Origin of the sequence: Gordonia sp. HS-NH1, assembly GCF_001418765.1 — a bacterium.
Lineage (GTDB): Bacteria > Actinomycetota > Actinomycetes > Mycobacteriales > Mycobacteriaceae > Gordonia.
Genome location: NZ_LIYC01000038.1, coordinates 1 through 23,043, shown reverse-complemented (window position 1 = coordinate 23,043; position 23,043 = coordinate 1). Strand labels below are relative to the sequence as shown.

Here is a 23,043-nt window from a genome sequence, read left to right as displayed (position 1 = left end):
TCTCGATCCTTCTTTACGTCGCTGTGGGGATTGTTCGAAACAAAACACTGAATGTTCGACGAACACACCAGTTCTGCTCGGCGTGATCCATATTGTTGTTCGCTCGCCCCCGCATCGGTCAGGGTTGCGTCATCAGCAGTCCGAGATCGACCGGAACGAGGGACACACCGTGAGCACCGAGTGGCTGGAACCCGACGCCAACGCACGAGGTTCGGTGGTGGTCATCGCCGGACGTGGTGAGCACGCCGACGTGTATGGGCGGTTCGCGCGGCGGATCGCTTTCGATGGATACCGCGTCACGGTCGTGGAGAATGCCCGTGAGTCCGTGGCCCGCGCGCTGTCGTCTTCGCAGATCCCGGGCCCCCTGGTCGTCGTCGGATCAGACAGTGGCGCGGTGACTGCGCTCGACATCGCGCCCGAGTATCCGGCTCTCACGGGGATCGTCCTGGCAGGGCTACTCGTCGACGGTCCGCCGGCCCTCCCGAGCGAGTGGGACGCGGAGCTCGACGCGCGGTCCGCGTGTCCGGTCCATCGTGGCGTACTGGGGAAACCCGATGCGATAGACCGAGGGGCGCTGCAGGAGGCGACGTCCGTCGCGACCTCCGAGTCGCTCGCGCGCGTGACGTCCCCGGTGCTGCTCGTGCACGGCGACGCCGACACGGTGAGCCCGGTCGACCCGGTGCTCGCGGCCTCGACCGCGCTGCCCGACGTACGTCTCACCCTGGTCCGCGGTGGTCGCCACGACATCCTCAACGACGTGACCCACCGCAGCGTCGCCGCGGAGATCGTCCAGTTCCTCGAGCGATTGCGCGAACCCGGAGGCCAGGACCTGCTCCGTCGGGAGCCCGTCCGGACCCTCGCCTCGTAGTCGCGAAGTCAGGACCGAGTCCGCGGACAGCGGTGAGGGGAGAAGTGGAGTGACGGTAGTCACGGACCCGGAGATCGTCGACCCGTCATGGCTGTTGGCGCGGGTGGCCGACCGCCGTGGTGAATTGGCGGATGCGGTCGCTGATCTCGTTCACTCGGGCGAACTCCCCCCGGGGTCCAGACTGCCGACCGTCCGTACGTTGGCGAAGGTCAGTGACCTCAGCGTCGGTTCGATCTTGCAGGCGTGGGGAAAACTCCAGGAACAGGGGATCGTTCAGACCCGGCGTCGTGGTGGCACCGTGGTACTCCCTCCGGAGGACAGCGTTCCCGAGCGGGGATTTCGCGAGTGGCGCGGTGTCGACCTCGCTCAGAATGCCCCGGACCTGGCACTGCAGCCGTCCTTGTCCGACGCGCTGGTCGCGAGTCTCGGCGCCGAGACCCTGAATGTATTCGGCCGCGAGATCATGACCGAACGTCTGCGAGCCGCGGCGTCGCCGACCTGGCCCTTCGAACCGCAGGCCTGGGCCACCGCCGGCGGCGGCACCGAGGCGCTGTTACTCGCGATCGAGGCTGCGGCGCCCGCCGGATCCACCATCGCCGTGGACGAGCCACTCGGACCAGGAGTGCTGGACACGATCCGTGACCTGGGCCTGAACGCAATCGGCATCGGTACCGACGCGCACGGGCCTCGCGCGGACGAACTCGACGCCGCACTTCGGGCGGGAGCATCCGCCTTCGTGTTCCAGCCAGGTGCCCCGTTCGGCGTCGACCACGTCGTCACAGATGAGCGGGCCGGCGAGCTCGCGCGGGTCCTGGAGCGTCATCCTGCTGTCTGGATCATCGAGGACGATTCGATCGGGCCGCTGGAATCAGAACCGCTCCCGTCTCTCGGTGGCGTGTTCCCGGACCGGGTCGTCCGAATTCGGAGCTACTGCAAGGCTTATGGCATCGACGTCCGAACCTCGGTGCTCGGAGGTTCGCGGCACCTGATCGACGCCGCGATGAAGAAGCGCAGTCACGGCGTCGGGTCCAACAGCAGGATCTTGCAGAACACGCTGGCCTATCTGATCGCGAGTGACGACGCCGAGCGAGCCGTCGCCCGAGCGCGCGAGCGATACGCGTCCCGGCGTGCACAACTGCTGGCCGCGCTGCGCGAGCGGGGCATCGAGGCTTTCGCGGGACCGCGGAGTCTGGTGGTGTGGGTGCCTGTGGAGGACGAGACGGCGGGGCTCGTTGCTCTTGCCCGGCAGGGGATCTCGGTCGGTTCCGGATCCCGGTCGTTCGTGAATGTTCGCGACCGCCACATGTTGCGCATCTCGGCGACCCAGCTACCCGACGACGCCGAGAGCATCCGGCAACTCGCGGACCTCGTGGCGGTGGCCATCACAGAGTCATCGCGGGAGTTCTTCGATTGACACTGTTTTGTTCGGTCATCTGATCAACATTCGAAATGTGTTCGGAGCAAGCGGAATTTAATACTCGGCGTCCGTCGGTTCTCTGAATATCCTGTGAAACAGACCTTGTGGGTGCACGCGCCCGTAGCCATATGAAGGAGCACGATCATGTCGAGACGGCAGCTGAAGCTGGGCGCAGTCCTCACTCCGACCGGCGGTCCCGGCCACCCGTACACCTGGCTCGACCCGGAGATCCCGGGCGACGCGAGCGTCGACATCGATTGGTACATCGAATACGCGCGCCTCGCCGAAGAGGCGAAGTTCGATCTGGTGTTCATCGTCGACAGCCAGTTCATTACCGCCGATTCCCCACCGCACTACCTGAACCGGCTCGAGCCCCTCACCCTTCTCTCCGCTCTCGCGGTGTCCACCAACAACATCGGGCTCGTCGGCACTCTGACCACTTCGTACAATCAGCCCTTCAACGTGGCTCGCCGGTTCGCATCACTCGACCTGATCAGCCGGGGACGCGCCGGCTGGAATGTGGTGACGAGTGGTGACGGTGGCACGGCAGGAAACTACGGGCTGGACGAGCACTACGACTACGCCACGCGCTACGGGCGCGCCGCCGAACACCTCGAGGTCGTCCAGGCTCTCTGGGATTCGTACGAGGACGACGCGTTCGTCCGCGACCGGGCCACGAAGCGTTTCCTCGATCCGTCGAAGCAGCACACGCTCAACCATCGCGGTGAGTACTTCTCGGTGACGGGTCCGCTCAACATCTCCCGATCCGCCCAGGGACAGCCGGTGATCTTCCAGGCTGGTGACTCCGATCAGGGACGTGACCTGGGTGCTCGGTTCGGCGAAGGGATCTTCACGCACGCACCGAATTTCGAAGCGGGCGTCGCGTTCTACTCCAACATCAAGTCGCGCGCAGCGGCGTACGGGCGGTCGCCGGAGGAGCTTGTCGTCCTCCCCGGGGCGTTCATCACCGTAGGTGACACCGATGATGAAGCCCGAGAGATAGGGCGCGAGACTCAGCTGGCAGACAACGATTTCCAGCGCTCACTCCGAGAGCTGGGCCGACCCTTCGGGTGGCACGACTTCAGCCGGTACGACCTCGACGCTCCCTTCCCGCAAGAAGCCCTCGCCGACGCCGAACGAAGCTTCTACACACAGGCGAAGAAGATCACCGAGCTCGCGTCGGCGAACGGCTTCACCCTGCGGCAGACGGTGGAGACGCTGAACGCGCCCACGAAGTCTCCGTTCACCGGTAGCGCCGAGACCGTGGCGAACGAACTGCAGCGTTGGCTCGACGGCCGTGCTCTGGACGGCATCAACATCCACATCGGTCATCCAGCTCAGTTCCGTCGCTTCGTCGGCGAGGTCCTGCCGATACTCCGCGAGCGGGGTGTGGTCCGGAGCGATTACGAGCACGACACCCTGCGTGGCAACTTGGGGCTACCGTTCATCGAGAACCGTTACACCCGTGCGCGTTCCGAGAACGCGGCGGAGCCCACGCCGATTGATGCCGCCGTTCCCGCGCCCGTCTGAACGCCGAACTCCCCGAACATCCCACTCCACGAACACCTCTCCCAACGAAAGCCATCCGATGAAGCTCTCCCGTCGCCGCAAGGCGCTCGTAGCACTCCTTGCCGTCTCCTTACTGGCGCTCGCGGCTTGCGGGTCGCCGACCGGCGCCTCCGCCGGCAACGTCGTCAAGTGGGGACAATCCGGCCCGCCGCCGGGCGACTGGGACCCGATCGTCACCGGTGCGACCGGCGCCACCGTGAATCTGACGCCCATCTACGAACCCTTGCTGACCCAGGACGAGAACGGGAATCCCGCTCCGGCTCTCGCCGAGAGCTGGAAGTACAACGCGGACGGGACCGCGGTGACCTTCACCCTCCGCCCGGGACTGACCTTCCACGACGGCAGTCCGGTGAACGCGGAAGCGGTCAAGTACTACATCGACCGTGCGATCAACCAGGAGAACAGCGCGCTCGCCGGGTCGTACCGCAACATCGAGAACGTCGTGGTGGACGACGATCTGAACTTCACCGTCAACCTGAAAAGCGTTGATTACCAGATTCCCTACCTGTTCAGCATCCGCGCCGGACTTATCACGAGCAAGGTCGCCAGTGAGAAGGACGCCGAGGCCCTCAACACCAGCAATCCCGTCGGTGCTGGCCCGTTCCGGGTCGTCGAACTCGTCCCCGAGTCGCACATCATCCTCGAGAAGTTCCAGGACTACTGGGATGCCGACAACATCAAGATCGACCGCATGGAGATCCGATTCGGAAACGACGCCACGAGCCTGGTCTCCTCGTCGCAGACCGGCGTCTACAACTTCGTCACCCTCGACCCGACCCAGATCCAACGAGCACGAGACGCCGGTCTCGACATCGTTCGGGACATCTCCAAGAACTGGGTGGTCCAGTTCCTGAGCGTCAATCGCAGTCTCGAGCCGTTCGATGACCCGCGTGTGGTGGAAGCGTTCCGGTCGGCGATCAACTCCCAGGAGTTCGTCGACAAGGTGAACGTGGGAGAAGGTCAGGTCGCGCATCAGCTGCTTCCCAAGGGGCATCCGCTGTATGCCGAAGAGATCGAGGGCAAATTCCAGTACGACCCCGCGAAAGCGAAGAGCCTGCTCGCCGAGGCGGGTTACCCCAGTGGTCTGGACATCACGCTGGATGCATATCCGGGTTCCACCGACGCGCAGCTCGAACTGATCCAGGCTCAACTCGCAGCGATCGGTGTACGGGTCACCATCAACAAGAATCCCAACTGGTCGAAAGGCTACTTCGGCAAGACTCAGGCGTTGGCCTCCTACGGGTACGTCGGTCGCAACTCACAGGCGCAGACGCTGACCGAACATTACGACGTCGACGGGGTTCTCAACCTCAGTTCGCCGTACTCTCCCGCTTCATTCCAGTCGGCCCTCACCGCGATGCGTGCAACGCCGATCGATGCTCCTGACTACCTAGACAAGGCGCGTGCGGCGTCGGTCGCCGGGTTCCTCGAAGGTTCCACGATCCCGCTGTATGCATCGGCCACCACCTGGGCGACGTCGTCGGGCCTGTCGTCCGATTTCGACAACCGCGAGGGGTTCCTGAACTGGCGCGGAATCACCGTCGGCGCCAACAGCTGATCGAGACCCTCACCACCGCTCGGCACGATCATCACCGACAAGGACATGCCATGTCTCTCCTTCCTGTTCGCCCCGGACTCGCCCTGTTCGAGGTGCCGCTCACCGAGACGGACGCCGCCGCGGGTTATGACGTGCTGCTCACGAACGCGGTGAGAGCGGAATCGCTCGGTTACCAGACGTACTGGGTCGCCGAGGGCCGGTTCTCCAACATCGGTCTTCCCTCTTCGCTGGTCCTGCTCAGTGCTCTGTCGCAGCGCACACAGCGGCTGCGCCTCGGTACCGCGGTCATCCCGTTGGCATTCGATCATCCACTGCGACTTGCCGAGTCGGCTGCGGTCGTCAACACACTGAGTGGGGATCGGCTCGAACTCGGTGTCGGTAAGGGCAATGGAGGCGGGTTCTCCACCGCCGCGTACAACGTGTACGACCTGGACGAGGCGCAGCGCGAGAGTCTGTATCACGACGCGCTCACGCGGCTGAGGGACGCTTTCCACCTCGAACACGTCTCGGAGGGGCAGGCTTTCGGCTTCTATCCGCCCGCAGGGAAGCTACCGCAACGACTGTGGCAGGCGACGTCGAAGCCGGACACCGCGCGTGACATCGGGCGATCCGGAGATGGCCTGCAACTCCACCGGTTTGCGCAGGGCGGACCCACCGGCGAGGTGCAAGCGCTCCTCGTCGAGGCGTATGTGAATGAGCTTCCGTCCGACCGCGCACCCCGGATCGGGGTGTCCCGTTCGGTTCTTCCTGCGGAGAGCAAGGAGGACGCGAGACGCCTGTTCGCCGACTACCTCGAGCGCTACCCGACGGCACTGCCGTGGGCCACCCCCGGCTCGTCGCCCGCAGACCTCATGCGCGACTTCTACATCCTGCACGGCACCCCGGACGAGATCGTCGCCGAACTCGCCGCGGACTCGGCGGCGAACGCGGCGACCGACTACCTCTTCAGCGTGCCGCTGGGCCTGTCCGATCACCACTATCGCGAGAGTCTGGCGGTGATCGCCGAGGCGATTCATCCCCAGCTGCCGGCGGCGCCGTACCCCGAGGCCGGCCTGGCGCACGCTGACGCGCCGGTCGCGGTCGGCTGAACCCGGTCACCGAGGAGAAGCCATGGTCATCGCACAGGTGAGCGAGCCTCGCAACCGAGAACCCGTAGCCCCGACTACGAGCAGTGTCCGGCCACGGCGTCGGAGTTCGCGAACGGCGACCGCACGACGTATCGGGGCCACTGTCCTGCGTTCGATCGGGATCTTCATTCCGGTCTTCGTCATCGCCACCTTCATCACGTTCTCGCTGCAGGCGATCAGCGGCCTCAGTCCGGCCTATCTCCAGGCGGGTGACAATGCCACGCCCGAACTCGTCGCCCAGATCGAACGCGAGTGGGGACTCGACCGTCCCTTCCTGATCCAGTACTTCGACTGGTTCGGGTCGGTCCTGCGCGGAGATCTCGGCAACAGTTGGCACAACGGGTTCCCGGTGTCGGAGATCCTCTTCGACCGCGCGCTCATCAGCCTGTCCATCGCGGGCTTGGCACTTGTCATCGGAGTGGTGGTGGGGCTGCTGCTCGGCGGTTTGGCGGCCTCTCGACCGACCTCGCTCCTCGACCGGTCGATCACCGCCTTCTCCACCCTGATCTCCACCATGCCGCCGTTCATCGTGGGCATCCTTCTCGTGTCCATCTTCGCCGTCGGTCTCGGATGGTTCCCCGCAGCCGGATACACGCCGATGTCCGAGGGCTTCGGGTCCTGGCTCTGGTTCGCCACCCTGCCCGCGATCGCCCTCAGCGTCGACACCGTGGCCGAGGTCGCGCGCCAGACACGAGTCGGCCTCGTCGACGCCTATGACCAGAACTACATCATCGGCGCACAGGTTCGTGGGCTCGGATCCCGACGCATCTTCTTCGTTCACGCCCTCCGGAACGGTATCGGCCCGACTCTGGCGCTCCTCGGACTCAAGTTCCCCGCGCTGCTCGGTGGTGCGGTCGTCACCGAGGCCATCTTCGGTATCGCGGGGTACGGCAGGTTCGCGGCCGACGCGGCACAACGGGGCGACGTGCCCGCGGTCCAAGGCGTCCTGGTCATCTCGATCGTGTTGGTGGTCGGGTTCAACCTGATCGTCAACATCCTCCTGAACCGACTGGTGCCCGCGTCGACGAGAGGTCTCTGACATGATTCGCGACATCTGGGCGGTCCGCAGCGGCCGCGTTGCCCTGATCGTCATCGGCATCGCCTTCTTCCTCGTCGTCTTCGGCCCGCTGCTGGCGCCGTACGACCCGTTGGAGGGCTCGCCGGACATTCTCGCCGGTCCCTCGGCCCAGCATTGGTTCGGAACCGACTACCTCGGTCGCGACATCCTCAGCCGACTGCTGGCCGGAACCCCGTTGAGTCTGCTCAGCGCTGTCCAGGTCGCGGTGATCGGACTCGTGATCGGCGCCGTGCCCGGCGTGTTGTCGGTCTACTCGGGCCGGGTGTTCGAATGGTCGACGCTCCGCCTCGTCGACACCCTGGTCGCACTACCGTTCCTCGTCTTCGCCGTTGCGGTGACCGCATTGCTCGGTAACGCTGTCACGCAGGCGATGATCGTCGTCGGTGTGCTCACCGCGCCCGCCTTCTACCGTGTCGCCCGCGCCGCGACGCTCGCGGTGGCACATTCTCAGTACGTCGAAGCAGCCCGGATCGCCGGCGCCGACGTGTCCTGGATCGTGCGGAAACATGTGGCCAAGAAGGTTCTCCCGGCCGTCGCGGTCGTGTTCGCGAGCACCCTCGGCATCGGACTCATCACCGTCGCGGCGCTGAGCTTCCTCGGCATCGGTGTCCAGCCGCCCGCCCCGACCTGGGGCGGAATGCTCGCTTCGGACCTGGGGTACCTCACCTTCCGTCCCTACGCCCCGTTGATCCCGGCGATTCCCATCATCATCGTCGTCTGGGCGTTCAACGTTCTGGCCGACGTCATCCGCGATGTCCGAGGCGTCTCCGGCCGTCAGCTACTCACTCGTCCGCGTCGCCGGGACGCGACCACGGCGCCATCCGCCACGACACAGGGAGCCTGACCGCGATGTCGACCCAGACAACCTTGCCCCAGACAACCGCAGCCCAGACAAGCGCGGCCCAGGCGACTTCGGTCCGGAAGCCCGAGACAGATTCCGAGACAACCGATTCCACCACTCCGGAGACCATCCTGCGTGTGAACGGGCTCCGCATTGCCGACGAGCTGAGTGGCTCCGTGCTCGTCGGCGGAGTCGATTTCGAACTCCGACGGGGTGAGACTCTCGGCATCGTCGGCGAGTCCGGCAGTGGAAAGTCGATCAGCCTACGAGCGGTACTCGGTCTGTTGCCGAATGGCCTGTCGATCACCGGAGGAACGATCGAACTGTTCGGTGAGGACATCTCCGGTCACAGCGTGACGGACTGGAACCGTCTGCGCGGCGCCGGGATCACCGCCGTCTTCCAGGACCCGGGGTCGTATCTGAACCCGTCCATCTCGATCGGGAAGCAGATCGCGGAAGTCCTGCGGGTCAAACGTGGACTCGGACGTCGGGCCGCCGGCCGTCGAGCGCTCGAATTGCTCGACGAGGTGCGAATCCGGGAGCCCGAGTGGGTTTCTCGCCAATACCCGCATGAGCTCTCGGGCGGGATGCTGCAACGGGTCGCCCTCGCCATCGCGGTCTCGCTCGAGCCTCGCATCCTGATCGCCGACGAAGCGACGACAGCCCTCGATGTGACCGTTCAGGCCGAGGTCCTCGACCTCATCGCCGATCTCGTGGAACGACACAACCTCTCGCTCATCGTCGTATCGCACGACCTGGCGGTGGTGTCCCAGGTCGCAGACCAGGTGATCGTCTTCCGTGACGGTCTCGTCGTCGATCGTGGTCGCACGTCTGACGTCCTCCATCGCCCGAGCCACGACTACACCCGGATGCTCGTCGACGAGCACGAACGCTACGGCATCGGCAAGTACACGACGGAGATCGCACAGACGGGGGCCGCACATGTCGTCTGACCGGACACCGCTTCTCGACGTCAGGGACCTGGGGGTGAGCTACGGTCGCGGACATCGTCGCCAGCAGGTGCTCCGCGACGTCAGCTTCACGATCGCCCCGGGCGAGGCTCTCGGTCTGGTCGGCGAGACCGGTTCGGGCAAGTCCACCATCGCCCGAGCCGTCCTCGGCCTCGTCGACGTCGACGCCGGAGAGATACACATCGACGGAAACGAGGTGACATCCTTCGACCGGGCGCGCTGGCGGATGTTTCGCCGAGACGGCATCGTGCAGTACGTGTTCCAGGACCCGCTCCGCAGCCTCGATCCGGAGCGGACGATAGCCCAGTCGCTCGCCGAACCCCTCGAGATCAGTGGCCGATACCGCCGTGACGAGATCGAGGCCAAGGTCGCGGCAAGACTCGCGAGCGTCTCGCTCGACTCCGATGTCCTCGGCCGGTTCCCCGCCGAGATCTCCGGCGGCCAGCGACAACGGGTCGCGGTCGCACGTGCGCTCATCACCGATCCGCGGTTGATCATCCTCGACGAGCCGGTCAGCGCTCTCGATTCGGCAAATCGGGTCAATGTGATCGAGATCCTCGCCTCGCTGCGTGACAGCGGCACCACGCTGCTGTTCATCTCTCACGATCTCGGGTCGGTGGCCGGCGTGACCGACCGTCTCCTCGTTCTCTATCGCGGTTCGATCGTGGAAGACGGAGCCACCGACGAGGTGCTCCGTCGGCCCGATCACCCGTACAGCCGACTCCTCGTCAAGTCCGCACCGACCCTGCGAGGCGGGGCCACCGATCGGCTGGAACGCGAGCGGCTTCGGCAGCTGGTCGCCGAGCACGACGGCGCCGTCTGACCCCGATCGAAGAGAAGCTCGTGCCGGGGCTGCCTACCTGGGCAATTCGAGTGCGTCCGCACCCAGCACCGCGGCAGCGGCATTGCGTCCCGGGATGCCGCTGACCCCGCCGCCGCGACGAGCGCCCGCGCCGCACAACAGCACTCGCGGATGAGGTGTCTCCACGCCCCAGCGGCCGACCTCCGACGCCGTCTCGGCCCACGGCCACTGCAACGGCCGGTGGAAGATGTGCCCGCCGGGTAGTCCGACGGCCTCCTCCAGGTCCTGCGGCGTCTTCGCCTCGATGCACGGCCGGCCGTTCAGATCGTGGGCGATGACAGATTGAATCGGTTCGCCCAGTAAAGAATTGAGAGAAGCGAAGGTCGCGCCGACGGCGTGCTCGACGGCTCCGGGTTCGTCGAACACCTCGGGCGGCATGTGCAGGCCGAACAGTGTGAGCGTGTGTTTGCCCGCGAGCTCCGGGCCGAGGATCGACGGGTCGGTGAGTGTGTGGCAGTAGATCTCGCACGGTGGGAGAGCGGGCACTTCACCGCGATCGGCCTGCCGCCACGCATCGTGTAGTTGTGAGGCGGTCTGGTTGATGTGGAAGGTCCCGGCGAACGCCGCCGCCGGCGGGACCGACCCGTCGCGGAGTCGTGGTAACCGGTCGAGCAGGAGGTTGATCTTGAGCTGCGATCCTCGCACCTCGGGCTCGCAGGGGATCGGCGTCCCGTCGAGGAAGGTGTTGAACACCTGTGGCGCGCACGCCGCGTAGAGCATCGAGCCGCGGAAGGTGCCGCCGGTCGTCTCGACGGTGCCGTCTCCGGGATCGACGCCCGTGATCTCGACTCCCGTCACGATGTCGGCGCCTGCCGAGGTCGCGGCCTGATAGAGAGCGCCGGACACCGCGCCCATCCCGCCGACCGGGACGTCCCAGTCCCCGGATCCGCCGCCGATGACGTGGTACAGGAAGCAGATGTTCTGCCGCAGCATCGGATCGTCGAGGTCGGCGAAGGTGCCGATGAGTCCGTCGGTGGCGGCGATCCCGCGGACCAGGTCGTCGTCGAAGTACTGGCGCAGGAGCGTGCCGAGCGGCAGCGTGGTGAGCGCCTCCCACAGTTCGGCGGTCGAGGTGTCGGTGGCGAACCCGTCTGGGCCGACGACGAGGTCGTGCATCTCGGCGGCGGTGCGCAGCGGCTGGATCATGGTCGGGAACACGCGGTCGGCGATCACGCCGAGCCTGCGGTAGAACGACTGCCATGCGGTGAAGCCGATGTCGGAGCCGGTCACCTGCCGGAACGACGCGGCCGTCGCGGCGTCGTCGAGGTTGTTTACCAGGATCGCGCGCGCCGGGTCGGACGGCAGCGGGGTGTAGGACGAGTAGCGCCGGCGGATGAGCGAGATGTCGAGGTCGAGGTCGGCGATGATCTCGCGCGGCATCAGCGAGACCAGGTACGAATACCGCGACAACCGCGCGGGAAGACCGGCGAACGGCGTCGCGGACACGGTGGCGCCGCCGACGTGGTCGGCCTTCTCCACGACCAGCACGCGGCGTCCGGCCCGGGCGAGATACGCCGCCGCGGTCAGCCCGTTGTGACCGGCGCCGACCACGATGTCGTCGTACGACGAGTCTTCGGTGCCCATCCGACCAGGGTTCCAGATCGACAGACGACGCAGGACGTGGTTGTCGACATATCCTGATTCGGTGGACATCCCCTCGGTCGAGCTCAGCAACGGAACCTCGATCCCCCTGGTGGGGCTCGGCACCTACAACATGCTCGGCCGCCCGGGTGTCACTGCCGTCGGGTCGGCGATCAAGTCCGGGTACCGGCTCGTCGACACCGCGCCCAGGTACAGCAATGAGCTGAGCGTGGGGATGGGCCTGCACGGAACCGGTGTACCCCGCGAGGAGATCGTGGTGCAGACCAAGCTCGGGGGCGGCGATCAGGGTTTCGACGAGGCGATCAACGCCGCGAAGGAGAGCGCACGGCGTCTGGGTGTCGCGCACATCGACGTCTACCTCATCCACTGGCCCTGCCCGAGTCTCGGGCGCACCGTCGATTCGTGGAAGGCGCTGCTGACGCTCGCCGACGAGGGCTATGTCCGCACCCCGGGGGTGTCGAACTTCAAGGAGCACCACCTGCAGATGCTCTTCGACGAGACGGGACGGTGGCCGGTCCTCAACCAGATCCAGTGCTCACCCGCCCTGGCACGAACCGAGCTTCGGGAGTTCATGGCCGACAAGGGCATTCACGCCCAGGCCTGGCATCCGACCGGCCGCAAGGAAGGGCTGCTCGCCGATCCGGTCATCCTCCGGATCGCCCGCAAGTACGGCAAGTCGCCTACCCAGATCGCGCTTCGATGGTCGGTGCAGAACGGCATCAGTGTCGTCCCCAAGTCTTCGCACACCGGCCGGCAGGTCGAGAACGCCGACCTCTTCGATTTCGCTCTCGACCCCGCCGACCTGGCCGAACTCGCCACCCTCGATCGCGGCGAGCATGCCGCGCGCGACTCCGACGTCGACGAGGAGTTCTGACCCGCTCGTCGACCGTGCGTCGTTTTCCGTCGACTGTGCGTCGTTTTTCGTCGACTGGGCGCTCCCGGGTCAGCGAATCTTGAAGATGACCATCCGCTGGACGACGAAGTTGATGACCGTCGCGGTGCCTTGTGCGATGACGTAGGCCGCGAAGCTGTAGAGCAGCGTCTCCTGCCACGCATGCGACAGGGCGGTGTAGATGCCGACGTTGACGAAGTAGGTCACCAGATAGAGCGCGATGACCGACACGAACCTCGCCATGCTCGGTTCGGCCCTGAACGTCCATCGACGGTTCAGCAGGTACGCGACGGTGGTGCCGAGGATGAAACCCGCGGACTTGGCCGGCCAGAACGGCATGTCCAGGCCGTATTGCAAGAGGATCGTCAGTCCGAAGTCCAGGAGCCCGGAGAACCCGCCGGTGATGACGAAGCGCACGAGCTGGGTCTTCAGGCCGACGTTCGTCGACGCCTCTTCGTCGTCGAAGGGCAGCTCGATCGGCATCGGCGCATGCCGCGTGGCGAAGTCGTCGTGGCTCGGTTCGTCGTCATCGCGGACGTGGTCACCAGGGTCGGGTCGAGACACGCTGACACCCTAGCCGACGACGTTCGCGGAGCGCCGACGGGCGCGAGGGGAGCCGGACGCGAGCTCGAGACGCACAGTCGACGGAATCCGACGCACAGTCGACGAAAAACGACGCCCAGTCGACGGGATCGGACGCACGGTCGACGGGTCACGCCCGTTGCGGGACCTCCGGCGGGATGGCCGCGAGCAGCTTGCGTGTGTAGTCGGTCGCCGGGTCGTGCAGGATCTCCGATGCCGGTCCGGTTTCGACGACCTTCCCGTCCTGCATCACTGCGACGGTGTCGCTGATCTGCTCCACGACGGCGAGATCGTGGGCGATGAACAGGTAGGTCAGCCCCTTCTGACGCTGGAGCTCGGCGAGCAGGTCGAGCACGCTGGCCTGCACCGACACGTCGAGCGACGCCGTCGACTCGTCGAGGATCAGCACCTCGGGGTCGGAGGCCAACGCACGGGCGATACTCACACGCTGCCGCTGGCCCCCGGACATCTCGTGGGGATAGCGGTCGAGGAACGACGCGTCGAGGCTGACGTCGGCGAGCAACTCCTCGGCACGACTCCGCGTTCCGTCCCGGCCGTCGGCGAGGCCGTGCGTCCGGAGCGGCTCCGCGATCGACGCGGCGACCGTCATCCGCGGATCGAGTGAGGCGGCCGGGTCCTGGAAGACCATCGCGACCCGGCGTCGGAGCAGGGCTTCGTCGCCGCCGCCGACTCCGACGGCCTCCACGTCGCGGCCGTCGACAGCGACCGTCACGCTGCCCCGCACCGTCGTGCCCTGGCCGGAGGTGATGAGTCCGGTGATGACTCCCGCGATCGTCGACTTGCCCGAACCCGATTCGCCGACGATGCCGAGCGTGCGGCCCCGGGAGACTTGCAGGTCCACTCCGTCGACGGCGTGTACCACGTGGCGTCCCGAGGGGCCGCGGACCACATAGTCGACGCCGAGCCCGGTGACACGGAGCAGCGGGTCGTCGTCGATGCGCTTGGCGAGGGCCGGGGCTCCGCGGCGCTCGGACACCTTGCTCAACAGGGGGCGGGAGTCCAGCAGCGTGCGGCTGTAGTCGTCCTGCGGGTCGTCGAAGAGTGTGGTGACGTCGCTGCTCTCGACGATCCGCCCCGAACGCAGGACCATCACACGGTCGGCGATCCGCCCGATCACGCCGAGATCGTGACTGATCCACACGACCGCCATCCCGCGCTCGCGCTGCAGCTTCGCGACGAGGTCGATGATCTGTGCCTGCGTGGTCACGTCGAGTGCGGTGGTGGCCTCATCGGCGATGAGCAGTTCGGGATCGCAGGCCAGTGCGATCGCGATCATGACGCGCTGTCGCTGGCCGCCGGACAACTGATGGGGGTAAGCGCGCAACCGGCTTTCGGGGTCGGGCAGGTTCACATCGCGCAGCAGCGTCAGGGCGCGTTCGCGTGCCTCGCCCCGTGTGAGCCCGAGATGCCGACGCGGCCCCTCGGTCAGCTGCTGCTCGACGGTGAGCAGGGGATTGAGGCTCGACGACGGGTCCTGGAAGACGAAACCGACGCGCGAACCGTGCAGAGCCCGAAGTTTCGCTGGCGTGGCGCCGACGATCTCGGTGTCTCCGAGGACCGCCGATCCGCGGACGTAGGCGCTCGGCGCGTCGAACAGTCCGGTGGCCGACAGCACGCTGAGCGACTTGCCCGACCCGCTCTCCCCGACGATCCCGAGCGTCTCGCCCGGTGCGACGGAAAAGCTGATGCCGTGCACGATCTCTCGCGGACCGACTCCGACGACGAGGTCCTCCACCCGCAGTACCGAGCCGTCGGAGTCGACGCGTTTCCCGGCCGACGGTGTTGTCGCCGTGGGCGACCTGCGCTCGTACCCCCGGTTGCGCAGCAGCGTGCGCTGGCGCGGGTCGAGCACATCGCGGACGCCGTCGCCGATGAGGTTGAACGCGAAGACCGTCACCAGGATCGCGAGACCGGGGAAGACGCCCATCCACCACGCCGTGGTGATGAATCCCTGTGCGTCGAAGAGCATCCGGCCCCACGACGGATCCGGTGGTTGCACGCCCAGACCGAGGAACGACAGCGCCGCCTCCGACAGGATCGCGAACGCGAGCGAGATCGACGTCTGGACGATCACCGGACCCGAGATGTTCGGCAGCACATGGCGCGTCAGGATGGCCGGCGTCCGCACGCCCATGGTTCGTGACGCCTGGACGTATTGGGTCTGCCGGACCCGCAGGGTGTCGGCACGCGCCACCCTCGCGAAGATCGGGATGTACACGACGCCGATCGCGATCATGGCCGAGGTCACCCCCGGCCCCAGGATCGCCACGATCGCGAGCGCGAGCAGCAGCACCGGGAACGAGAACACCACGTCGACGATCCGCATCAGCGCGGTGTCGAGCACCCCGCCGGCGAATCCCGCGACCATACCCATGATCACGCCCACGGTGAGCGAGATCGCCACCGCGATGACGGCGACGCGCATGCTCACGGATGCGGCGAGCACCACTCGCGAGAAGACGTCGCGACCCAGGTCGTCGGTGCCGAAGAGATGCGACCAGCTGGGTGCCTGCAGCGCGTTCGGGACGTCGATCTCGTTGGCGCCGTATGGCGCGATGAGCGGACCGAACACCGCGCACACGAGGACGACCGCGATGATGATCAACCCGATCACCGACGTGCGGTTGCGCAGCAGCAATCGCCACGCCGAATCGGTCGACGCGCCACCGCTCGGCTCGGCGGTGGTGCCGGCGCCGGGCTCGGGAGGGTCGGGTGCGGTGAGGGTCATGACAGTCGAATCCTGGGATCGATGACGGCATAGAGGATGTCGACGACGAGGTTGACGATCAGGAAGATCACCGCGATGAGCAGGATCGCGCCCTGCAGCACCGGGTAGTCGCGGGCGGCGACCGAGTCGTAGACCAGCAGACCCAGTCCGGGCCAGGCGAACACGACCTCGACGACGATGACACCGCCGAGTAGACCCGCGAACTGGATACCGGAGATCGTCAGCACCGGCACGAGCGCGTTGCGGCCGACGTGATCGAGCAGAACCCGCTTGGTGCTCAACCCTTTCGACTTCGCGGTTGTCACGAACGGTGCGTTCACCACGTCGAGCACCGACGACCGCACGTACCGGGTCATGATCGCCCCGGTGACCACCCCGACCGTGATCGCCGGCAGCACCAGGTGTTCCAGCCAGCCGAGCGGGTCATCGGCGAAGGGTTGGTATCCGGCCGACGGCAACCAGCCGAGCGCGGTGGAGAAGAGGCCGATCAGCAGGATGCCCATCCAGAAGTCCGGGACGGAGATGCCGAACTGGCTCACGACCCGAATCACGTTGTCGGCGAGGCGTCCCTCGCGCAACGCGGCCACGAAACCGAGTGGCAGTGCGATGAGCAGCGCGACGGCGATGGCGGCGGACGCCAGCGTGATGGTGGCCGGCAGCCGGTCGAACAACATGGTGGTCACCGGCTCGCTGTTGCGGAAACTGACTCCCAGGTCGCCGGTGAAGGCGCTTCCGACGTAGTCGACGAGCTGGGTCGCGAGCGGTTGGTCCAGACCCGAGGCGCTGCGAAGGGCCTCATAGGATTCCGGCGTGTAGCGGGTGCCCAGCGCGATCCGCACGGGATCGCCCGGGACGATCTGCATCAGGAAGAACACCGCGACGATCACGCCGAGCAGCACGGCGACCGTGTAGAGCAACCGCACGAGGATGAAGCGCAGCAGCGGCGAGTGCAGTGCGGTCATCTCAGCTCCTCTCCAGCCGGGCGTCGCGGAACCGGATGGCCTTGTCGGAGCGGACGACGTATCCCTGGAGCTGTTTCACGAAGGCCTGCGTCGACGAGGGGTTGTAGAGGTACAGGTAGCTCACGTCGTCGGCGATGATGCTCGCGGCGTCGGCATAGATCCTCTTGCGGGCCTCGATGTCGAGTTCGGTGCGGCCGCTGTCCAAGAGCGCGTCGACCCTGGGGTTCGAGTACTTCTGCGCGTTCGAGGTGCCCTCGGAATGGTGCTGGGCGTAATAGAAGTCCTCCGGGTCGATGTTGCCGAGCCAGCCGAGCAGCAAGGCGTCGAAGTCGCCGGCCGCCTGGCGGTCGAGCCACGCCCCGAAGTCCAGTTGTTCGATCGCCACGTCGATCCCGACGTCACCGAGGTTCGACGCGATCACCTGCGCCGCCGTCACCGTCTCGGGGTACTCGGTGGTCACCATCAGTCGCATGTCGAGCCCACGGATGCCGGCCTGCCTGAGCAGTTCCTTGGATTTCGCGACAGCCGCGTCGCGGTCGAGTCCTGCGGTGTAGCGGTCGTAGGGGGCGAACCAGGGACTCGTCGACGGGATCGCCAGCTCGTTGGGCGTCGCGGTGCCGTATCCGACGACCTGGGCGATCGACTTCCGGTCGATGGCGTACGCAACCGCTTGGCGCACCCGGGTGTCCGCGAACGGCGTGGCGTCGAAGTTCATCGTGACGTACCAGTAGTCGTTGGCGACCACGGTGCCGACGTCGAGTGTGTCGTCGCGGCGCAGGATGCTCAGCTGCTGTGCGGGAATGGCGTCGGTCCAGTCGATCTCGCCGGATCTCAGTGCCGACACCGCGGTGGTGCCCTGCGAGATGAAGCTGAAGTGGACTCCGTCGACGGCGGGCGCGCCACCCCAGTAATCGGGATTGGACGCGAGCACGATGGACGCACCGGGCGACCGCGAGACGAAGGAGAACGGACCTGTCCCCACGGGTTTGGTGGCTATCTCACCCGATTCGACGTTGCGCCGGTTGACGATGGCCAACCCCTTGAACCCGCCGATGCTGGTGAGGAGGTTGGGCGTCGGTGCGTTGACGGTGAATCTGACCCGGCGTTCGTCGAGTGCGGTGATCGACTCGATGGCCTCGAGTTTGTATGCGTTGGAGAGCTCTTCGTCGATGATCCGGCGGAAGGAGTATTCGACGTCGGCCGCGGTGAACGGGTCGCCGTTGTGGAACGTGACCCCGTTGCGCAGCGTGAAATCCCATTGCCGGCCGTCGGTGCTGATCTCCCAGCTCTCCGCCAGGGCTGGGCGCATCTGCAGCTGATCGTCGGGTTCGACGAGCGTGTCGAACACGTTCTCGAGTACCTCGAAGGTGAAGTAGGAGCTCGACTTCTGCGGATCGAGCTGGTCGGGTTCCCCGGCGATGGCCGCCTTGATGGTGTTGGCGTTGTCCGACGATCCACCACCGCACGCCGCCAGTGCCGACGCGCCGAGGAAGGCGGTTCCGGCGACGCGGAAGAACCCTCGCCTGCTCAGCGACGACGACATCGACCCGTCGGCCGAATCGGTCATCGCTGTCCTCCCGCCCGAGGTGTTCACTCACCGGGGTTTGCACACTTGTCCGTCCGTGCAGTCTGCCGCAGGGCGAGGGGTGGTGCAACAGCGGACGCGGTGTCGCGTCGGGCCGGTGCGTTGCTCCGGGGGCGGTGGGCGGATCCCTATCTCAGCCGTTGACCTTGGCGATCACGTTCTCCGCGTACCAGTTCAGATGGTCGATCTTGGTCTGCAGCGGCTCGGTGTCCTCGCCCATGACGTACGGTAACCGGAAGCCGACGATCACGTCGGTGATCCCCTTGTCTTCCAGGCGCTTACAACCATCGACGGTATAGGCGTCCATCGAGATCACGTGAATCTCGAATGGATCGTTCGTCTTTCCCTCGGCCTTGCGGATCTCCTCGATCCGGTCCAGCAGCGTCTCGAGTTCCTCGGGCGGGCCGCCGCCGTGCATCCACCCGTCGCCGCGGATGACCGCACGACGCAGCGCGGCGTCGGCGTGCCCGCCCACCAGCAGCGGGATGGGTTCGGTGGGTGCGGGGGTCATCTTGATCTTCGGGATGTCGTAGAACTCGCCGTGGAACTCGAAGTACTCGCCGGTGGTGAGTCCGCGAATGATGTCCATGCACTCGTCCATCCGCTTACCGCGACGCTTGAAGTCCACGCCCATGAAGTCGTAGTCCTCGGGCCAGGGGCTCGTGCCGACACCCATCGCGAACCGGTTGTTCGTCAGATAGGCCACTGAGCTAGCCTGCTTGGCGACCAGCGCCGGCGGGCGGACCGGGAGTTTCACCACGAAGGGGGTGAAGCGGATGGTCGAGGTGACCGCGCCGAGCGCCGCCGCCTGGATGAACGTCTCGATGAACGCCTTCCCGTCCAGGAACTCGCGATTGCCGTCCGGGGTGTACGGGTACTTCGCGTCCGACTCCTCCGGATACGCCAGCGAATCGGGAATGGTGAAGCCGGCGTACCCGGCCGCCTCGGCGGCCTGCGCGAGCGGCGCGTAGTACGACGGGTCGGTCATGGCCTCGGCGAAGGTGAACCGCATCATGCTCCTCGGGACGGCAGTGGAACTCCCATCACAGTAGAACACGTTCTAATTGCGGAACGGAAGGTTCCGCGTTGTCGCAGGCAGGAGACTCGGGAGCGCCTTACCGGAGTGCTGCCACCGGATTCGTGGCAGTTGCGCCGGGGCCGGGGTGAACGCGCAGTTCGCCGGCCGCGATCAGCTCCCCACACCCCGAGCACGTGGGCTCGACGGTCATCGTGTGTCCGCACGAGTGGGTCGAGACCACCGGGGCGCCGTCCGTCGCGGTCCACTTGTCGCCCCACTGACGCAGCGCGGCCAGAACCGTCCACAGGTCCCGTCCCTTGTCGGTGAGGCGGTAGTCGTGGCGCACCGGATTGTCCTGGTACGGCACCTTCTTCAGGACGCCGTGCTCCACGAGCGTGTCGAGCCGCTGGGCCAGCACGTTGCGTGCGATGCCGAGCCGTGACGAGAACTCATCGAACCGCGTCACGCCGAACATCGCGTCCCGGACGATGAGCAACGTCCACCATTCACCGACGATCTCCAGCGTCTGGGCGATCGAGCAGTTCATGTCGGCGAACGAGGCGCGGCGCATGAGTCGAGCGTAGTGGGTTGCGTGATGCAACTCAACCTGCTTGCATGAGTTGCGTGAAGCAACTCAGCAGGCAGGACGCGGCCGACGACGGTCTGTCGGACAGCTTCGGCGCGAGCCCGACCGGGGACGGCCGATGGTCGGCGACCATCGATCCGACCTGGTGGGGATGGTCGGGTCCGCACGGCGGCGCCATCGCCGCCCTGGCCGTGAGGGTCGCCGCCGAGGCGGCACCGGAGGGGTCGGTGCGCGCGCTGGATCTGCGATTCGTGGGCAAGCCCGGCGGCGGGGAGCTGATCCTGACCCCGTCGGTTCGGGAGGTGGGTCGACACACGCGGGTCGTCGACGTCGAGGTCACGCAGGCCGGTGTCGAGATCGCGACGGCGGCGATCACCGCGGGGCGTGTCGGAGAATCAGGGTCCGCGGACGTCATCGACCGGATCTCGGGCGTCCCCGGTCCGGAAGGATTGGACGCCTTCATGATTCCGCCGGAGATAGTCCCGATGGGTGCGCAACTGGACCTGCGGCCGGTCGACGGTCCGCTGCCTCTCACCGGCGCGAGCGAAGCGTGGATGCGCGCCTGGATCACCACGCGGACGCCGATGGCCGTCGATGCGGCATACCTCGCGCTCTTGGCCGACTGCCTGCCGCCCGCGGTGTTCCCGACTCTCACCGCACCACTGGCACTTCCGACGGTCGCCTTCTCCATGCACGTGACCGCACCGTTGGACGATCCCACGCCGGCGCCGGTGCTCGTCCACACGCGAAACACCTCGACCTCCGGCGGGTGGTCGGTCGACGACACCACCCTGCGCGACCGCGGCGGCCGGCTCCTGGCGTCCGCACGCCAGAGCCGACGCGTCATCGGATGGCCGGCCTGATGACCGCCACACCCGAAGCGTCGAATACGCAGGCTCCGGGCGCCGGTCTCGCTCGTCCCGGCGTCGTCCTGCTCATCCTGTCCGGGGCCGCATTCATGGCCAGCCTCGACGTCTTCATCGTGAACGTCGCCTTCGACGACATCGGTGCGGATTTCCCCGACGCGACCCTGTCGCAGATGTCGTGGATTCTCAACGCCTACGCCATTCTGTATGCGGCGCTGCTGGTTCCGGCCGGGCGGATCGTCGATCGCTATGGCCGCAAGGGCGGCTTCCTCCTCGGACTCGCGATCTTCACCGCGGCCAGTGCCGCATGCGCTGCGGCGCAGGGGGTCTGGTGGCTCGTCGGGTTTCGTGCGGTCCAGGCCCTCGGGGCGGCGATACTCACCCCGGCCAGCCTGGGCCTGGTGGTCTCCACGATACCGCCGGAGCGTCGTGCCCGGTCCGTTCGGATCTGGGCGGCGACGGGGGCGCTCGCCGCTGCCTTCGGTCCGGCAGTGGGTGGCTTGCTCGTCGAGGCGTCGTGGCGCTGGGTCTTCCTGGTGAACATCCCGGTGGGCGTCGCTGCGCTGATCGCAGGCGCACTGGTCCTGTCGCGCTCACGGAACGAATCCGCGCGTGGCTTCCCCGACGCGCTCGGCGCGGCGCTGTTGGTGATCGCCGTGGGCGCCCTCACCCTGGGACTGGTGCAGGGCAGCGAATGGGGATGGACGGACATCCGCATCACGGGGGCCTGGGTGGTCTCAGCGGTCTCGTTGGCCGGTTTCGTCGTCAGTTCGGCACACCATTCCGAACCCGTGATCTCACCCGCCCTGCTGCGCGTCCGCGCGTTCTCGATGGCGAACGTGACGATGGTGCTGTTCTCGATCCCGTTCGCCGGTGCCCTTCTCGCCAACATCCTCTGGTTGCAACAGGTCTGGGACTTCTCGCCGATCGAGACAGGTCTGGCGGTCTCGACCGGACCGCTCATGGTGCCGATCTTCGCGGCGGTGTCCCACCGGCTCAGCGCGCGGATCTCGGTGGGGGTCCTGGTCGCGATCGGGTGCGCGCTGTTCGCGATCGGGATCGCACTCGTGGCGTTGTCGGTCGACGCCACACCGGATTTCGTGACCGAGTTCCTGCCGGGCTGGCTGATCGGCGGCATCGGCGTTGGATTCGCGCTGCCGTCCATCTTGTCGTCGGCCACGGCCGACCTGCCTGCCGATCAGGCGGCAACCGGCAGCGCAGTGGTCAACATGAGCCGCCAGATCGGCATGTCACTGGGCGTCAGCCTCCTCGTCGCGATCATCGGTACCTCGGTCGTCTACGACGATGTGCACGACGCCTTCGTGACTGCGTGGTGGGTCCTGACCGGAACCGCTGTGGTGGGCGCGATCTCGGCGCTGGGCATGACCCCGCGACATCAACCCACCGCCCCATGATCCGAAAGAACCGACCCCACTGCTCCGTGATCCGAAAGAAGGGTCCCATCTCTGCTCCCTGAGCCTGGATCCGTGGATGGTTATCCGGGGGTGGGGTTGGTGATGGCTGAGTGTCTGATTGTGGGGTGGGCGTCGGGTATTCCCTGACCTTGTGTCAGCTTTCTCACTGGGGTTCCTGGTCGAGGTTGGGCAGTGTGGAGTTTGGGTGTCAGGTGGTGTTCACTGCGGTCCACAACGCGGTGAAGGCGTGTTGTGCTGGCCAGTGGCGGGGTAGGTGCAGGCCGGGTGTTCGTGCTGGTCGGGCCAGTCGGGCGGGCACGGCGATGAGTGTTCGGCGCAGCGTCGCCCCGCGTGCGGCGCGCAGTGCCGGTGCCGCGCTGAGCGCGGCGAGGGCGCGCAGGAGGTTGTGGCTGATGGCGGCCAGGGCCAGCCAGGCTGCGTTGGCACCGAACACTCCGGAGGGCAGATGTGCCAGTGGTCCGTCGATGAGGTCGG

General features: G+C 66.6%; 20 protein-coding genes. 12 read left to right on the top strand and 8 right to left on the bottom strand.

Annotation, left to right across the window (positions count from 1 at the left end; all coding sequences use genetic code 11):
* The first annotated feature begins 169 nt into the window (after positions 1-169).
* The 9 genes from AMD30_RS19840 to AMD30_RS19800 all read left to right on the top strand — a co-directional run bounded on the left by AMD30_RS19840 (position 170) and on the right by AMD30_RS19800 (position 10,252).
* Entirely contained in the window at positions 170-868 is a 699-nt protein-coding gene (locus AMD30_RS19840; protein ID WP_055476833.1) for an alpha/beta hydrolase, read from the top strand.
* 49 nt (positions 869-917) lie between these two features.
* The gene (locus AMD30_RS19835) at positions 918-2,282 is read left to right on the top strand and encodes an aminotransferase class I/II-fold pyridoxal phosphate-dependent enzyme (RefSeq protein WP_055476817.1); all 1,365 of its coding nucleotides are present in this window, start codon (positions 918-920) and stop codon (positions 2,280-2,282) included.
* Positions 2,283-2,429: 147 nt separating this feature from the next.
* Positions 2,430-3,815: an LLM class flavin-dependent oxidoreductase gene (locus AMD30_RS19830; RefSeq protein ID WP_055476816.1), complete on the top strand. Its 1,386-nt coding sequence runs from the start codon at positions 2,430-2,432 to the stop codon at positions 3,813-3,815.
* Positions 3,816-3,873: 58 nt separating this feature from the next.
* Positions 3,874-5,412, top strand: a complete 1,539-nt coding sequence (locus AMD30_RS19825; protein ID WP_055476815.1) for an ABC transporter substrate-binding protein — start codon at positions 3,874-3,876, stop codon at positions 5,410-5,412.
* Between the two features lie 50 nt (positions 5,413-5,462).
* On the top strand, positions 5,463-6,500 hold the full coding sequence (locus AMD30_RS19820; RefSeq protein WP_055476814.1) for an LLM class flavin-dependent oxidoreductase: 1,038 nt from the start codon (positions 5,463-5,465) through the stop codon (positions 6,498-6,500).
* A 22-nt stretch (positions 6,501-6,522) separates the two neighbouring features.
* Positions 6,523-7,578, top strand: a complete 1,056-nt coding sequence (locus tag AMD30_RS19815; protein ID WP_055476813.1) for an ABC transporter permease — start codon at positions 6,523-6,525, stop codon at positions 7,576-7,578.
* A gap of 1 nt (position 7,579) precedes the next feature.
* Positions 7,580-8,461, top strand: a complete 882-nt coding sequence (locus AMD30_RS19810) for an ABC transporter permease (protein ID WP_055476812.1) — start codon at positions 7,580-7,582, stop codon at positions 8,459-8,461.
* 5 nt (positions 8,462-8,466) lie between these two features.
* Positions 8,467-9,411, top strand: a complete 945-nt coding sequence (locus tag AMD30_RS19805) for an ATP-binding cassette domain-containing protein (protein WP_055476811.1) — start codon at positions 8,467-8,469, stop codon at positions 9,409-9,411.
* Between the two features lie 34 nt (positions 9,412-9,445).
* Positions 9,446-10,252: an ABC transporter ATP-binding protein gene (locus AMD30_RS19800; protein WP_231632797.1), complete on the top strand. Its 807-nt coding sequence runs from the start codon at positions 9,446-9,448 to the stop codon at positions 10,250-10,252.
* Positions 10,253-10,285: 33 nt separating this feature from the next.
* Here the strand turns inward: AMD30_RS19800 and AMD30_RS19795 are convergent, their stop codons facing one another.
* Positions 10,286-11,875 carry a phytoene desaturase family protein gene (locus AMD30_RS19795; protein ID WP_055476832.1) on the bottom strand — a complete coding sequence of 530 codons (1,590 nt, stop codon included), beginning with the start codon at positions 11,873-11,875 and terminating at the stop codon, positions 10,286-10,288.
* 61 nt (positions 11,876-11,936) lie between these two features.
* Here AMD30_RS19795 and AMD30_RS19790 point away from each other — a divergent pair, with 61 nt between their 5' ends.
* Positions 11,937-12,767: an aldo/keto reductase gene (locus AMD30_RS19790; RefSeq protein ID WP_010843212.1), complete on the top strand. Its 831-nt coding sequence runs from the start codon at positions 11,937-11,939 to the stop codon at positions 12,765-12,767.
* A gap of 69 nt (positions 12,768-12,836) precedes the next feature.
* Here AMD30_RS19790 and AMD30_RS19785 read toward each other — a convergent pair whose 3' ends face one another.
* From AMD30_RS19785 to AMD30_RS19760, 6 genes are all read right to left on the bottom strand, one after another.
* The gene (locus tag AMD30_RS19785; RefSeq protein WP_083888925.1) at positions 12,837-13,349 is read right to left on the bottom strand and encodes a GtrA family protein; all 513 of its coding nucleotides are present in this window, start codon (positions 13,347-13,349) and stop codon (positions 12,837-12,839) included.
* Positions 13,350-13,497: 148 nt separating this feature from the next.
* Positions 13,498-16,116: an ABC transporter ATP-binding protein/permease gene (locus AMD30_RS19780; RefSeq protein ID WP_055476809.1), complete on the bottom strand. Its 2,619-nt coding sequence runs from the start codon at positions 16,114-16,116 to the stop codon at positions 13,498-13,500.
* Complete coding sequence (locus AMD30_RS19775) at positions 16,113-17,078, bottom strand: ABC transporter permease (RefSeq protein WP_055476808.1); 966 nt, start codon at positions 17,076-17,078, stop codon at positions 16,113-16,115. The genes AMD30_RS19780 and AMD30_RS19775 overlap by 4 nt, the downstream gene beginning before the upstream one ends.
* 1 nt (position 17,079) lies before the next feature.
* Positions 17,080-18,645, bottom strand: coding sequence for an ABC transporter substrate-binding protein (locus tag AMD30_RS19770; protein WP_055476807.1), 1,566 nt, complete (start codon positions 18,643-18,645; stop codon positions 17,080-17,082).
* Positions 18,646-18,796: 151 nt separating this feature from the next.
* Positions 18,797-19,675, bottom strand: coding sequence for a TIGR03619 family F420-dependent LLM class oxidoreductase (locus tag AMD30_RS19765; RefSeq protein WP_055476831.1), 879 nt, complete (start codon positions 19,673-19,675; stop codon positions 18,797-18,799).
* 103 nt (positions 19,676-19,778) lie between these two features.
* A complete protein-coding gene (locus tag AMD30_RS19760; protein WP_055476806.1) occupies positions 19,779-20,252 on the bottom strand; it encodes a winged helix-turn-helix transcriptional regulator in 474 nt (157 codons plus the stop codon).
* Positions 20,253-20,305: 53 nt separating this feature from the next.
* On the opposite strand from AMD30_RS19760, the gene AMD30_RS19755 reads away from it, so the two are divergent.
* Together AMD30_RS19755 and AMD30_RS19750 are read left to right on the top strand one after the other, a co-directional pair.
* Positions 20,306-21,130 (top strand): acyl-CoA thioesterase, encoded by an 825-nt coding sequence (locus AMD30_RS19755; RefSeq protein ID WP_055476805.1) that lies wholly within the window; start codon positions 20,306-20,308, stop codon positions 21,128-21,130.
* The gene (locus AMD30_RS19750) at positions 21,118-22,548 is read left to right on the top strand and encodes a DHA2 family efflux MFS transporter permease subunit (RefSeq protein ID WP_055476804.1); all 1,431 of its coding nucleotides are present in this window, start codon (positions 21,118-21,120) and stop codon (positions 22,546-22,548) included. Before AMD30_RS19755 ends, AMD30_RS19750 begins: the two co-directional genes overlap by 13 nt.
* 208 nt (positions 22,549-22,756) lie before the next feature.
* On the opposite strand, the gene AMD30_RS19745 is transcribed toward AMD30_RS19750, so the two are convergent.
* On the bottom strand, positions 22,757-23,043 hold a 287-nt coding region (locus tag AMD30_RS19745), incomplete at its 5' end, for a transposase (RefSeq protein ID WP_197282814.1).